The following is a 14,080-nucleotide window of genomic DNA, read 5'->3' as shown; positions in this document are numbered from 1 at the left end:
GAACAATCAAAAGGGCCACACGACATGGATATCCAGCAAGCCAGCTCGCTCGCCTCGAGCGCCGTCACCGCCGCCATCCCGCTCATGTTCGCGGGCGTGGGCGAACTCGTCACGGAGAAGTCGGGCGTGCTCAACCTCGGCGTGGAAGGCATGATGCTGATGGGCGCCGTCACAGGCTACGCGGTCGCGACCATTACCGGCAGCCCATGGCTCGGCCTCGTTGCGGGTATGGCCGCCGGCATTGCGATGTCGTTGCTGTTCGGCTTTCTCGTGCTCACCATGCTCGCCAACCAGGTCGCCACGGGCCTCTCGCTCACGATCTTCGGCGTCGGGCTCTCGGCGTATGTCGGCAAGCCGTACACCTCGGCCGCGACCTCGGCGACCATCGCGGCCTGGCCGATTCCGGGGCTCTCGCAACTGCCCGTGGTCGGGCAGGCGCTCTTCAGCCTCACGCCTGTCGACTACCTCGCGTTCATCATGTTCGCCGTAGTCGGCTGGTTCCTCTATCGCACGCGCGCCGGGCTCGTGCTGCGCTCGGTCGGGGAGTCGCCGCAGGTCGCGCATTCGGTGGGCTTTCCCGTGATCGGCGTGCGCTATGGCGCGACCGCCTTCGGCGGCGCGATGGCGGGCCTCGCGGGCAGCTACTACTCCGTGGTGCAGCTGCATCTGTGGCAGGAGCAGATCACCGCAGGACGCGGCTGGATCGCGCTCGCGCTCGTCGTGTTCGCGACGTGGCGCCCGGGCCGCCTCCTGATCGGCGCGCTGCTCTTCGGCGCGGTCACGGGCGCGCAGTTCTATGCGCAGGCCGTGGGCGTGCCGGTGCCCACGCAGTTCCTCGCCATGCTGCCGTACGTCGCGACGATCGTCGTGCTCGTGCTCATTTCGCGCAACCCGAACACGATCCGCCTGAACGCGCCGGCTTCGCTCGGCAAGCCGTTCTTTGGGGCCGCATAGGTGCGGTTGCTTAAGACGGGCAATCTATCGGGAATACTAACCAAAACGCCTTGAACGCTCGCAGTTCCCCATTCACGACAGGAGATCCACGATGAAAAAAACCATCCTGACCGCTTTCGCCGTCGCCGCCACGTGCGGCACGGCGGCCCTCGCGCCCGTGGCCCACGCCGCCGACGTGCCGGGCGTCGCGTTCGTCTATCTCGGCAATCCGGGCGATGCCGGCTGGACCTTCGCGCACGATCAGGGCTCGAAGGTCGCCGAGCAGAAGTTCGGCAACAAGATCAAGATCACGCGCGTGGAAAACGTGCCGGAGTCGGCGGACTCGGAGCGCGTGTTCCGCGATCTCGCGAACAAGGGCAACAAGATCATCTTCGGCACGAGCTTCGGTTATCAGGACTTCCAGCTCAAGGTGGCGAAGGATTTCCCGGACACCGTGTTCCTGCACGCGACGGGCTACAAGAAGGCGCCGAACTTCGGCACCTATGACGTGCGCATGTATCAGGGCGCGTATCTCGCGGGCGTCGCCGCGGGTTACGCGACGAAGACCAACACGCTCGGTTTCGTCGCCTCGGTGCCGATTCCCGAAGTCGTGCGCAACATCAACGCGTACACGCTCGGCGCGCGCTCGGTGAATCCGAAGGTGCATACCAAGGTCATCTGGATCAACAGCTGGTTCGATCCGGGCAAGGAGAAGCAGGCCGCCGAAACGTTGATCGGCCAGGGCGCCGACGTGCTGCTGCAAAACACCGATTCGAGCGCGACGCTCGCCACCGCCGAAGAGAAGAAGGTCCACGCGTTCGGCTGGGATTCAAACATGAAGAAGTTCGGCCCGCACGCGCACCTGGGCTCGGTCGAGGCGAACTGGGGCGTGTACTACGTCGCGGCGATCCAGCAGGTGCTCGATGGCAAGTGGAAGAACGACCCCGTGTGGTGGGGCATTCCGCAAAAGGCCGTCGATCTCGGCGACGTCAACACGTCCGAGCTCCCGGCAGATGCGCAAAAGGCGGTCGCCGCGAAGCGCGAACAGATCGCGAGCGGCAAGTGGGACGTCTTCACGGGCCCGATCAAGGATCAGACGGGCGCAGTCAAGGTTCCGGCCGGCAAGACGCTGACCGACCCGGAACTGCAACGCCTGAACTGGTACGTCGAAGGCGTGGACGGCTCGCTGCCGAAATAGGCATATGCCGGGCGAGCTCGCCCGTCCTGCACGGCGCGGGTGCAAGTTGCATTCTTCGTACGATTTCGACGTGCGTACGCGAAGCGGCTGCGTGTAGCGCTGAGAGGCGCGCGCAGCCGTTTGACGTTCTAGCAGCGCAACGCAGCGCCGCGTCAGTCGTCGATGCGTATGCCGACCTTGATCGTGACCTGCCAGTGCGAGACCTGATCGTTTTCGATCAGGCCGCGCGTTTCCACGACCTCGAACCAGTGCAGGTAGCGCAACGTCTTCGATGCCCGCGCGATGGCGCAACGAATGGCGTCGTCGCTGGACACCTTCGACGAGCCGGTAAGTTCGATCTGCTTGTAGACGTGGTCGTTCATGGCAGAGTCTCCTCGTGGGTCGCGCGGCGTCGGCGCGTCAATCGAGTATAGGTAACGGACCGGGGCGCAAGGGCAAAGATGAGAGAAGCCCGGCGCCAGTTATCATGGCGCCTATCATGGCGCCTCGCGCGAAAACGAGCATTCGACGTGCCCGTTTCGCAGGCGTGAATGCGCAACGGCGATCGACAGGAGACGGAGAAAATGGACGGGCAGGTGTTGGGTTTTTGCGGACCGGGGCTGATGGGCGCGCCGATGATCCGTCGCTTGCTGCGCGCCGGGCATGCAGTGCGCGTGTGGAACCGCTCGCCGGCGAAGGCGCAGGCGCTGATCGCCGACGGCGCGCAGGTGGCCGCGACGCTTGGCGAGCTCGCGCGCGAGGCTGACGTGGTGTTGCTGTGCGTCGCCGACGCAGCGGCGGTCGAGCAGGTGGTGTTCGGCGAACACGGGCTTTTGGCCGGTACGCCCGGCGCGAGCGTGCGCGTGCGTCGCATCGTCGATCATTCGAGCATTCCTCCCGACGCGACGCGCAGGCTAGCGGAGCGCGCGGCGGCGTTCGGCGTGGGTTGGATCGACGCGCCGGTGTCGGGCGGCGTGGCGGGCGCGCAAAACGGCACGCTGGCGATCATGGCGGGCGGCGCAGCGGCCGACGTCGAAGCCGTTACGCCGATCCTCGGCGCCTACGCGGCGCGCGTGACCCATATGGGTGGCGTGGGCGCGGGTCAGATCACCAAGCTGTGCAACCAGGCCATCGTCACGGCTACGGTCGCCGCAATTGCCGAAGCGGTGAGCCTCGCGCGGCGCAGCGGCATCGAGGCGGCGAAGCTGCCCGAGGCGCTTGCAGGCGGCTGGGCCGATTCGACGTTGCTGCGCACGTTCGTGCCGCGTATGACGCAAGACGGGTTCGAATCCATCGGCGCGCTCAAAACGTTCCAGAAAGACGTGGACACGATCGCCGTCGCGGCCGCGCAGACTGGCACGCCTATGCCCGTCTCGGGCACGGTCCAGCAATTGCTGCGTCTCGCGGCAGCCATGGGCCTCGAGCAGGCCGATTTTTCGGGCTTCATCGACGTGCTGCAGACCCCGCGCAGCGGCGAAGCGTGACCTGATCAGGCACCCGCCGGCCTCGCGAGCGATGCGGCCCCGTTGTAACCGGCGTGCATGGCGGCCTTCACATTGTTCACTTCCTGCCGTGTCATGCTGCGCGGAGCAAGGCTGTCCGCGCGGCTGGAACTCGCGCGCGAAGTGGCATAACCTGCTAAAATTACAGGTTTTTCGTCGATCTACTTTCCGGGACGCGCTGTGCTCTCTACCGCCAACATCACCATGCAATTCGGGCCGAAGCCCTTGTTCGAGAACATCTCGGTCAAATTCGGCGAAGGCAACCGCTATGGCCTGATCGGCGCGAACGGTTGCGGCAAATCCACGTTCATGAAGATCCTCGGTGGGGATCTCGAGCAGAGTTCGGGCAACGTCATCCTCGAGCCGAACGTGCGTCTGGGCAAGCTGCGTCAGGACCAGTTCGCGTACGAAGACGTGCGCGTGCTCGACGTCGTCATGATGGGCCACACCGAAATGTGGGCCGCGATGAGCGAGCGCGACGCGATCTACGCGAACCCCGAAGCCACCGACGACGACTACATGCATGCCGCCGAACTCGAAGCGAAGTTCGCCGAGTACGACGGTTACACGGCCGAAGCGCGCGCGGGCGAACTGCTGCTCGGCATCGGCATCGGCACGGAATTCCACAACGGCCCGATGAGCGGCGTGGCGCCGGGCTGGAAGCTGCGCGTGCTGCTCGCGCAGGCGCTGTTCTCGAAGCCGGACGTGCTGCTGCTCGACGAACCGACCAACAACCTCGACATCAATTCGATCCGCTGGCTGGAAGATGTTCTGAACGAGTACAACTCGACCATGATCATCATCTCCCACGATCGACACTTCCTGAACCAGGTCTGCACGCACATGGCGGACATGGACTACGGCACGCTGAAGGTCTGGCCGGGCAATTACGACGACTACATGCTGGCGTCGACGCAGGCGCGCGAGCGTCAGCAGGCCGCGAACCAGAAGGCGAAGGAGCGCGTGGCCGACCTGCAGGACTTCGTGCGCCGCTTCTCGGCGAACAAGTCGAAGGCACGCCAGGCCACCAGCCGCCTGAAGATGATCGACAAGATCAAGATCGAGGACTTCAAGCCCTCGTCGCGCCAGAACCCGTTCATCCGCTTCGAATTCGAGAAGAAGCTGCACAACATCGTCGTGGTCGCGGAAGAGATCACGAAGACGTACGAGCGCCGCATCTTCAACAAGCTCAGCATCAGCGTGCAGCCGGGCGAGCGCATCGCGATCATCGGCGAGAACGGCGCGGGCAAGACCACGCTGCTGCGTTCGCTGCTCGGCAATCTGGCCGTCGACAACGGCTCGGTAAAGTGGGCGGAGAACGCGAACGTCGGCTACATGCCGCAGGACACGTACGAAGAGTTTCCGGCCGACGTGACGCTGATGGACTGGATCGACCAGTACCGCCAGGAAGGCGACGACGAGCAGTCGGTGCGCGGCACGCTGGGCCGTCTGCTCTTCAATGCGGACGACATCAGGAAGTCGGTGAAGGTGCTGTCGGGTGGCGAGAAGGGCCGCATGATCTGGGGCAAGCTGATGCTCGGCCGCCACAACGTGCTGCTCATGGACGAGCCGACCAACCACATGGACATGGAATCGATCGAGTCGTTGCAGATCGCGCTCGAAAAGTTCGAAGGCACGCTTATTTTCGTGTCGCACGACCGCGAGTTCGTGAACGGCCTGGCCAACCGCATCATCGAGGTGAAAACCGATGGCACGGTCAAGGACTACAGCGGCAACTACGAAGACTTCCTGGTGAGCCAGGGGCTGCAATGAATTTCGATCGCTGAACGAGGCGTGAAATGAAAACGGGCGGCGCGTGAGCGTCGCCCGTTTTGTTTTTGGCCTGCGTGCCTTAGCCTACGGCGCGCCCGCTTTACGTATGCGTCAACCACGCTAGAATGCACTGTCGCCGCGGCGAGCGCCGCGATGAAATCGCGAACGAACACAGAGCTTTGCATGGGATGGCAGTAAGCGCTAAAGCGCAAGCCGCCATCGACAGACAGGAGACAAGTAGATGAACGACTACGCGCAGTTCTACATCAACGGCCAATGGGTCGCCCCGCACGGCAAGGGCACGATCGACGTGATCGATTCGGGCACCGAGGCGGTGATGGGCCGCATCCCCGAGGGCGTCGAAGCCGATGCCGAAGCGGCCGTCGCCGCAGCACGCGCGGCCTTCGACGGTTGGGCCGCGACGCCCGCCGCCGAGCGCGGGGCGTATCTGCAGAAAATCGCCGACAATCTCAAGGCCCGCACCGACGAACTCGCGCAGCTGATCGCAGGCGAAGTCGGCATGCCGCTCAAGCTCGCGCGCGCCATTCAGGTGGGCGGCCCGGTCTACAACTGGGGCGCTTACGCGCAGCTCGCAAGCGAGTTCCAGTACGAGGAGCGCGTGGGCAACTCGCTCGTCGTGCGCGAACCGGTGGGCGTCGTCGCGGCTATCACGCCGTGGAACTATCCGCTCAACCAGATCACGCTCAAGGTCGCCGCCGCGCTCGCCGCCGGCTGCACCGTCGTGCTCAAGCCCTCCGAGATCGCGCCGCTGAACGCATTCGTGCTCGCCGAGGCCATCCACGACGCCGGCCTGCCCGCGGGTGTGTTCAATCTCGTGACGGGCTACGGTCCCGTGGTGGGCGAGCTGCTCGCGCGCCATCCGGACGTCGACATGGTGTCGTTCACCGGTTCGACGCGTGCGGGCAAACGTGTGTCGGAAGTCGCGTCGGCCACGGTCAAGCGCGTCGCGCTGGAGCTGGGCGGAAAATCGGCCTCCGTCGTGCTCGATGACGCCGACTTCGCGGCTGCCGTGAAAGGCACGGTGGGCGCGTGCTTCCTCAACTCGGGGCAGACCTGTTCGGCCCACACGCGCATGATCGTGCCGGAGTCGCGCTACGAAGAAGCGCGAGACCTCGCGAAGCAGGCCGCCGAGGCGTTCAAGGTGGGCGACCCGCGCGACGACAAAGCGAAGCTCGGCCCGCTCGCCTCGAAGGTGCAGCAGGAACGCGTGCTGCGCTACATCGAGCGCGGCATGGCCGACGGCGCCGAACTCGTGACGGGCGGCCCCGGCATGCCGGAAGGCGTGACGCAGGGCTTCTTCGTGAAACCGACCGTGTTCGGCCGCGTGCCGCGCGATGCGGCCATCGCGCAGGAAGAGATCTTCGGCCCGGTGCTGACGATTCTCACGGCGAAGGACGAAGACGACGCCGTCGCGATCGCCAACGACTCGCTCTATGGCCTCGGCGGCGCGGTCTGGGCCGGCAGCGACGAGCGCGCGATGCGCGTGGCACGCCGTATCCGTACGGGCCAGATCGACATCAACGGCGGCGCCTGGAACATGGCCGCACCCTTCGGCGGCTTCAAACAGTCGGGACACGGCCGCGAAAACGGCGCGTATGGCCTCGAGGAATACCTCGAATACAAGTCGATGCAGTTCAAGGTGCCGAAGGGCTGATGAGGCATCTCGTCGCGCGCTATCGCAAATCTTTTAATACGACGTGTTGATGCAAGTCATGAACGCGGACTTCTTTGCTGAAGTCCGCGTTTTTCTTTGATGTGCGTCAATGTCATATGTGGGGTACGCGCGACCATAAGCGCTTTGTCATCGACAGAGCACAACATGTTTCCTGGCCACTCCTTCGCTCCCCTCCAGATTCGCGGTCGTCAACTCCTGCCCGTCGTGCAGGGCGGCATGGGTGTCGGCATTTCGGCACACCGGCTGGCCGGCAGTGTGGCGCGTGAAGGCGCGCTCGGCACGATTGCGAGCATCGACCTGCGCCATCATCACAGCGACCTCATGGACATGTGCCGCGCGGACCCGCGGCACGAAACGCTCGCACGCGCGAACCTCGTCGCGCTCGTCCGCGAAATCGCGGCGGCACGCAAGCTTGCGGGCGGCAACGGCATGATCGCCGTGAACGTCATGAAGGCGGTGAACGCCCATGCCGACTACGTGCGCGCCGCGTGCGAGCACGGCGCCGACGCCATCGTCATGGGCGCGGGCCTGCCGCTGGATCTGCCCGACCTCACGGCGGGCGTGGATATCGCGCTTGTGCCGATCCTGTCGGACGCACGCGGCGTCGCGCTCGTGCTCAAGAAGTGGATGAAGAAGGGTCGCCTGCCCGACGCCATCGTGATCGAGCATCCGGCCTACGCGGGCGGCCACCTCGGCGTGACCGACATCGCCGACATGGGCAACGAGCGCTTCGCCTTCACGAAGATATTCGAGGAACTCGAAGGCGTCTATGCCACGCTCGGCATTTCGCGGCGTGACGTGCCGCTCGTCGTGGCGGGCGGCGTCAACAGCCACGAGGCCGTGCGCAAATGGCTCGAGGCGGGCGCGAACGGCGTGCAGGTCGGCACGCCGTTCGCCGTGACCGAGGAGGGCGACGCGCACCCCGACTTCAAGCGCGTGCTCGCCGAAGCGAAGCCTGAGGACATCGTCGAGTTCGTGAGTGTGACGGGCCTGCCCGCGCGCGCGGTGAAAACGCCGTGGCTCGAACGTTACTTGCGCAACGAGTCGCGCATTCGCGCCAAGATCGGCTCGCTCAAGCTTGCTTGCCCAACCGGTCTCGAATGTCTTTCGGCCTGCGGGCTGCGCGACGGCATCGAGAAGTTCGGCCACTTCTGCATCGACACGCGCCTTGCCGCGGCGTTGCGTGGCGACGTCGCGAACGGCTTGTTCTTCCGCGGGCGTGAAGCGTTGCCGTTCGGCAATGCGATCCGCAGCGTCCGCGACCTGTTGGAGTTGCTGCTGACCGGCGCTGCGCGACCTGCGGTCGCACGGCGCGCAGCCTTCGCACTGGCTTGACACGTATCAAAACGGCGCCAGACCCCGTCTCTGACAATTTGTGGGCCTTCAAGGCTAGACCTACAGACACGGGGATCAACGATGTATAAAGCAATTAGAAAGGCAGCAGCAACTGCCGCGCTCACCATGGGCGCGGTCTTTCTGGCAGTGCCGGCCAGCGCGGCCGGTTCGCCCGACTCGGGCATCTACGCAGGCGACTGGCTGGTGCGCCTGCGCGCGATCGAAATCGCGCCGGACGCGCGCGGCAGCGGTACGCTCGGCGCGCTTGGCGCGGACGTGAACAACGCCATCGTGCCCGAGGTCGACTTCACCTACATGGCGACCAACAACATCGGCGTCGAGCTGATTCTCGGCACGTCGCGCAACCAGGTGACGTCGAATATCGGTGCACTCGGCGGCGTGGGCGTGCTGCCGCCAACGCTGCTCCTGCAGTATCACTTCAACAACGCGGGCAGGGTGCGGCCGTACGTGGGCGCGGGTATCAACTACACGCTGTTCTACAACAACGGTCTGCACGCAGGCGGCCAATCGGTTTCGATCGACAACCACAGCTGGGGCCCGGCGCTGCAGTTCGGTATCGACTTCCAGGTGACGAAGCGCATCTTCGTGAACGCGGATATCAAGAAGATCTGGATGCACACCGACGCGTCGCTGGGCGGCACCTCTCTCGGCACGCTGCATATCGATCCGCTCGTGGTGGGTCTGGGCGTCGGCATGAAGTTCTGATCGGTCGCCTCATCACCGCTTTTTCGAACGCCGGCTTGCCCGGCGTTTTTTTATCCGCGTTCAGGCGCGGTCTTTCTGGAAGCGCATGGCGGTGCCGTCGCGCTCGATGCGCTCCCACACGGCGCGCTTTTCCTCGTCGCTCAGAAATACCCAGTTGGAAACTTCCACGGCGGTGCGCCCGCAACCTTTGCAGACGTCGTCGAAGAGGGTCGAGCATACGCCGATGCACGGGCTGTCGGGGAGGTCGTGGAGATTGGATGCCATTGAAGAACCTTGGGGCGTGGCCGGGCATCGCGCGCGCCGGCTTCGGTACGGAACGCCGCTATGTTAACCGATACGGCGCGGGGCGGCCGCCCGCACCTCCAGGCGAGCGGCGGCGATGTGCGATGCGTGATGAATCGGCCAGGCCGCTGCAAGGCGATAGCAAGGTGAAGGGCGCCGCCGCGTCCCGCTGGCAGCCGGGCGTCGCGCGCATGCGCCACCGAAGCGGTTTTTTGTGGACACGGCCCGTGAAACGGCTAAAATTGCGCGCGATTTACCGTCCGCGCACGGCTTGCCGGCCTTCCAGGGCTCATGTTCCGTTTGTGCGACACGCCCGCGTTTTATTTCTTGCCGGGCGGGTTTGATGGTAGGTTCTGGGAAAGTCAGGGGAGCCGTGCACAGGTGAAACGAAGCACGGCACGAAGCGAGGCAGGCGGCCGGCCGGAGCCGGTCAGGATCGGAGAACGGGATGAAGAAAGGGGTTGTGGCGCAACTGGCCGTGCTCGCACTGTGCGCGGCGCCGTGGATGACGTCGGTGGCGAAGGACACGCAGCTGAACGTGTACAACTGGTCCGATTACATCGCCAAGGACACGATTCCGAACTTCACCAAGCAGACTGGCGTTCAGGTCAAGTACGACAACTACGACAGCGATGACACGCTCCAGGCCAAGCTGCTCGCTGGCAACTCGGGCTATGACATCGTCGTGCCGACCAGCAATTACGCAGGCAAGCAGATCGCCGCCGGCATTTTCGCGCCGCTCGACAAGTCGAAGATCCCCAACCTCAAGTACCTCGATCCGCAGCTGATGGCGCTCGTCGCCGGCGCGGATCCGGGCAACAAGTATGCGGTGCCCTGGGCGTACGGCACGACGGGTCTCGCCTATAACGTCACGAAGGCGCAGCAGATCCTCGGCAAGAATGTACCGCTCGACAACTGGGACATCCTCTTCAAGCCCGAGAACATCTCGAAGCTGAAGGCCTGCGGCGTGTCCGTACTCGACGCGCCGGACCAGATGTTCGCGGCCGCGCTGCACTACATCGGCAAGGACCCGCTCTCGACGAACCCGGACGATTATCGCGCCGCGCTCGCGATGATGAAAAAGATCCGTCCGTACATCACGCAGTTCAACTCGTCGGGCTACATCAACGACCTCGTGGGCGGCGACATCTGCTTCGCGTACGGCTGGTCGGGCGACGTCGTGATTGCCAAGCACCGCGCCATCGACGCGAAGAAGCCCTACAAGATCGAGTACTACATCCCGAAGGGCGGCGCGCCGATCTGGTTTGACGTGATGACCATCCCGAAGGATGCTCAGCACAAGGAAGCCGCGCACGAGTGGATCAACTACATCGAGACGCCGCAGGTCCACGCAGCGATCACGAATGCGGTCTACTACCCGAGCGCGAACGCGGAAGCACGCAAGTACGTGGACAAGGACATCGCCAACGACCCGGCCGTGTACCCGCCGCCCGAAGTCCTGAAGACGCTGTTCCTGCTCAAGCCGCTGCCGCCTGAGATCCAGCGCCTGCAGACGCGTCTGTGGACCGAGTTCAAGTCGGGCCGCTGACGCGCTCGCAGCCGCGGTTGAAATTCGATCCCGTTTTACCCCGAGCCCTCGGCACGATGCCGGGGGCTTTGTTCGTCAACCCCGTCCAGCATTCACGCAGAAACAGGCAGGGCAGAGAGAATCATGAGTGACCAGTCGAGCGCGCCGGCATCCGCCGGCTCGCTGCCTTCGGGCTTCACCGCGGCAGATTCGGCCGCGGACAACTTCGTGCAGATCGTCGATGTCGTCAAGAAGTTCGGCGAGACGACCGCCGTGAAGGGCGTCAATCTGTCGGTGAAGAAGGGCGAGCTGTTCGCGCTGCTCGGCAGCTCGGGCTGCGGCAAGTCCACCTTGCTGCGCATGCTCGCGGGTCTCGAGACCGTGACCTCGGGCAAGATCATGATCGACGGCGAGGATCTCGCGTCGATGCCGCCGTACCGCCGCCCGGTCAACATGATGTTCCAGTCGTACGCGCTCTTTCCGCACATGACGGTGGAGTCGAACGTGGGCTTCGGGCTGCGCCAGGAAGGCGTGAAGAAGGGCGAGCTCAAGGACCGGGTGGCCAACGCGCTCGAACTCGTGCAGATGACGCGCTTTGCCAGGCGCAAGCCGCATCAGCTCTCGGGCGGCCAGCAGCAGCGCGTGGCGCTCGCGCGTTCGCTCGTGAAGCGCCCCAAGCTGCTCCTGCTCGACGAGCCGATGTCGGCGCTAGACAAGCAGATTCGCCAGCGCACGCAAATCGAACTCGTCAACATTCTGGACAAGGTCGGCGTCACCTGCATCATGGTCACGCACGACCAGGAAGAAGCGATGACGATGGCGGGGCGCCTCGCGGTGATGAGCGAAGGCGAGATCGTCCAGCTCGGCACGCCCAACCAGGTCTACGAATTCCCGAACAGCCGCTTCTCGGCGGAGTTCATCGGCTCGACCAATCTTTTCGATGGCAACGTGGTCGAGGACGAGCCCGACCATGTATTCGTCGAGTGCCCCGAACTGCCGGTGCGCCTCTACGTGAACCACGGCATCACCGGGCCGCTCGGCATGCCTGTGACGATCTCGGTGCGCCCGGAGCGTATCGCGCTCACGCGCAAACCGCCCGAGGGCGTGTTCAACTGGGGCAAGGGCGTAGTGAAGAACATCGCCTACATGGGCGGCTACTCGCTCTATCACGTCAAGCTCGACTCGGGCAAAACGGTGATCGCGAACATGTCGAGCCTCGCGCTCTCCGAGATCGATTCGCCCACCTGGGAAGACGAAGTCTACGTGCGCTGGAGCGCTTCGGCCGGTGTGGTGCTGACGTCATGAGCGCGACGACTTTGCGCAGCATCCTGAACTGGCCGGCGAAACGCTTCAACCTGACCGGGCGTACGGCCGTCGTGGCGGGCCCGTTCATCTGGCTGCTGCTGTTCTTCCTCGTGCCGTTCATCCTGGTGGTGAAGATCAGCTTCGCCGACCAGCAACTCGGCATTCCGCCGTACACGGAGCTGACGTCGTTCGCGGATGGCATCTGGCATATCTCGCTCGACCTTTCGCACTACGCGTTCCTGTTCCAGGACAGCCTGTACTTCGCGACCTACGTGAATTCGGTCGTGGTGGCGGCGATTTCGACGCTGCTATGCCTCATCATCGGTTATCCGATGGCGTATTACATTGCGCGCTCGAATCCGGCCTCGCGCAACATCCTCATGATGGCCGTGATGCTGCCGTTCTGGACGTCGTTCCTGATCCGCGTCTACGCATGGATCGGCATCCTGAAGAACAACGGACTGCTGAACAATTTCCTGATGTCGATCGGCATCATCCATTCGCCCATCGAGCTTTATCACACGAACACGGCCGTCTACATCGGCATGGTGTATTCGTATCTGCCGTTTCTCGTGATGCCGCTCTATGCGCACCTCGTGAAGATGGACCTCGCGCTGCTCGAAGCCGCCTACGACCTCGGCGCGAAGCCGTGGCGCGCGTTCGTGGAGATCACGCTGCCGCTCTCGAAGAACGGCATCATCGCCGGCTGCCTGCTCGTGTTCATTCCGGCGGTGGGCGAGTACGTGATTCCTGAGCTGCTCGGCGGCGCGAACACGCTGATGATCGGCCGCGTCATGTGGAACGAGTTCTTCGACAATGCCGACTGGCCGATGGCCTCCGCGGTGACCTGCGCGATGGTGCTCCTGCTGCTCGTGCCGATGGCGCTGTTCCAGCACTATCAGGCGAAGGAACTGGAGGGCCGCGGCAAATGAAACCGAATCGCGTTCTGCAGTTCATCGCGCTCGGCCTCGGCTTCGCGTTCCTCTACATTCCGATCCTGAGCCTCGTCGTCTACTCGTTCAACGAGTCGCAACTCGTGACGGTGTGGACGCGCTTTTCCACGCGCTGGTATCAGGCGCTCATCACCGACGACGAGTTGATCACCGCCGCGTGGCTCTCGCTGCGCATTGCGCTGATGACAGCGTTCGCCTCGGTGTTCATCGGCACGTGGGCGGGCTTCGTGCTCGCGCGCATGGGGCGCTTTCGCGGCTTCACGCTCTTCTCGGGCATGATCAATGCGCCGCTCGTGATTCCCGAAGTGATCCAGGGCATTTCGCTGCTGCTGCTGTTCGTGGAAATGGGCAAGCTGATCGGCTGGCCCGCGGGGCGCGGTGTGTTCACGATCTGGATCGGCCACGTCATGCTGTGCATTTCGTACGTCGCCATCATCGTGCAGTCGCGTGTGCGCGAGTTGAACCCCTCGCTCGAAGAGGCTGCACTCGACCTCGGCGCTACGCCGTTCAAGGTGTTCTTCCAGATCACGCTGCCGCTCATCTCGCAAGCGTTGGCCGCCGGCTGGCTGCTGTCGTTCACGCTGTCGATCGACGATCTGGTGCTCTCGGCGTTCCTCTCGGGCCCGGGCTCGACCACCTTGCCGCTCGTGGTGTTCTCGCGCGTGCGCCTTGGCCTGAACCCGGAGATGAACGCGCTCGCGACGCTCTTCATCGCGGTCGTGACGGTGGGCGTGATCGCCGGCAACTACTTCATGCAGCGCGCGGAGCGCAAGCGGATGGCGATGGCGGTCTGAGCGCCGCCGCGCTTCGAAGCGCCTGCAATAGACGGCGTGCGGGCAGTCATGTCCGCGCGCCGTTTGCTTTATTCGG

General features: G+C 64.3%; 13 protein-coding genes. 11 read left to right on the top strand and 2 right to left on the bottom strand.

Translation table 11 applies throughout. From position 1 onward, the window contains the following. Positions 1-24: 24 nt before the first annotated feature. Both ACOJB8_RS23860 and ACOJB8_RS23855 read left to right on the top strand, forming a co-directional pair. Positions 25-954 (top strand): ABC transporter permease, encoded by a 930-nt coding sequence (locus tag ACOJB8_RS23860; RefSeq protein WP_368605406.1) that lies wholly within the window; start codon positions 25-27, stop codon positions 952-954. Positions 955-1,045: 91 nt separating this feature from the next. Beyond that, complete coding sequence (locus tag ACOJB8_RS23855) at positions 1,046-2,131, top strand: BMP family ABC transporter substrate-binding protein (RefSeq protein ID WP_475014665.1); 1,086 nt, start codon at positions 1,046-1,048, stop codon at positions 2,129-2,131. A 152-nt stretch (positions 2,132-2,283) separates the two neighbouring features. Here ACOJB8_RS23855 and ACOJB8_RS23850 read toward each other — a convergent pair whose 3' ends face one another. Next, entirely contained in the window at positions 2,284-2,493 is a 210-nt protein-coding gene (locus tag ACOJB8_RS23850) for a dodecin (RefSeq protein ID WP_069265657.1), read from the bottom strand. A gap of 168 nt (positions 2,494-2,661) precedes the next feature. Here ACOJB8_RS23850 and ACOJB8_RS23845 point away from each other — a divergent pair, with 168 nt between their 5' ends. The 5 genes from ACOJB8_RS23845 (at position 2,662) to ACOJB8_RS23825 (ending at position 9,142) form a co-directional block, all read left to right on the top strand. Next, positions 2,662-3,594: an NAD(P)-dependent oxidoreductase gene (locus ACOJB8_RS23845; protein ID WP_475014663.1), complete on the top strand. Its 933-nt coding sequence runs from the start codon at positions 2,662-2,664 to the stop codon at positions 3,592-3,594. 198 nt (positions 3,595-3,792) lie between these two features. After that, positions 3,793-5,385, top strand: coding sequence for an ABC-F family ATPase (locus ACOJB8_RS23840; RefSeq protein ID WP_069265658.1), 1,593 nt, complete (start codon positions 3,793-3,795; stop codon positions 5,383-5,385). Between the two features lie 241 nt (positions 5,386-5,626). Next, positions 5,627-7,060 (top strand): aldehyde dehydrogenase family protein, encoded by a 1,434-nt coding sequence (locus ACOJB8_RS23835; RefSeq protein WP_475014661.1) that lies wholly within the window; start codon positions 5,627-5,629, stop codon positions 7,058-7,060. Between the two features lie 165 nt (positions 7,061-7,225). Then, positions 7,226-8,416 carry an NAD(P)H-dependent flavin oxidoreductase gene (locus ACOJB8_RS23830; RefSeq protein WP_475014659.1) on the top strand — a complete coding sequence of 397 codons (1,191 nt, stop codon included), beginning with the start codon at positions 7,226-7,228 and terminating at the stop codon, positions 8,414-8,416. Between the two features lie 126 nt (positions 8,417-8,542). After that, entirely contained in the window at positions 8,543-9,142 is a 600-nt protein-coding gene (locus ACOJB8_RS23825; RefSeq protein ID WP_069265661.1) for an OmpW/AlkL family protein, read from the top strand. A gap of 60 nt (positions 9,143-9,202) precedes the next feature. Here the strand turns inward: ACOJB8_RS23825 and ACOJB8_RS23820 are convergent, their stop codons facing one another. Continuing rightward, entirely contained in the window at positions 9,203-9,406 is a 204-nt protein-coding gene (locus ACOJB8_RS23820) for a DUF1289 domain-containing protein (protein ID WP_069265662.1), read from the bottom strand. 466 nt (positions 9,407-9,872) lie between these two features. On the opposite strand from ACOJB8_RS23820, the gene ACOJB8_RS23815 reads away from it, so the two are divergent. The 4 genes from ACOJB8_RS23815 to ACOJB8_RS23800 all read left to right on the top strand — a co-directional run bounded on the left by ACOJB8_RS23815 (position 9,873) and on the right by ACOJB8_RS23800 (position 14,004). Further along, positions 9,873-10,973, top strand: coding sequence for a polyamine ABC transporter substrate-binding protein (locus tag ACOJB8_RS23815; RefSeq protein ID WP_475014657.1), 1,101 nt, complete (start codon positions 9,873-9,875; stop codon positions 10,971-10,973). Between the two features lie 123 nt (positions 10,974-11,096). After that, on the top strand, positions 11,097-12,257 hold the full coding sequence (locus tag ACOJB8_RS23810) for an ABC transporter ATP-binding protein (RefSeq protein WP_069265664.1): 1,161 nt from the start codon (positions 11,097-11,099) through the stop codon (positions 12,255-12,257). Continuing rightward, complete coding sequence (locus ACOJB8_RS23805; RefSeq protein WP_406952162.1) at positions 12,254-13,189, top strand: ABC transporter permease subunit; 936 nt, start codon at positions 12,254-12,256, stop codon at positions 13,187-13,189. The genes ACOJB8_RS23810 and ACOJB8_RS23805 overlap by 4 nt, the downstream gene beginning before the upstream one ends. After that, a complete protein-coding gene (locus ACOJB8_RS23800; protein WP_069265666.1) occupies positions 13,186-14,004 on the top strand; it encodes an ABC transporter permease subunit in 819 nt (272 codons plus the stop codon). The genes ACOJB8_RS23805 and ACOJB8_RS23800 overlap by 4 nt, the downstream gene beginning before the upstream one ends. Positions 14,005-14,080 lie beyond the last annotated feature (76 nt).

The sequence above is a fragment of the Paraburkholderia sp. BR10141 genome (genome assembly GCF_056155635.1).
The sequence above is the reverse complement of the archived record's forward strand: the minus strand, read 5'-3'. Positions and strand labels throughout refer to the sequence as shown.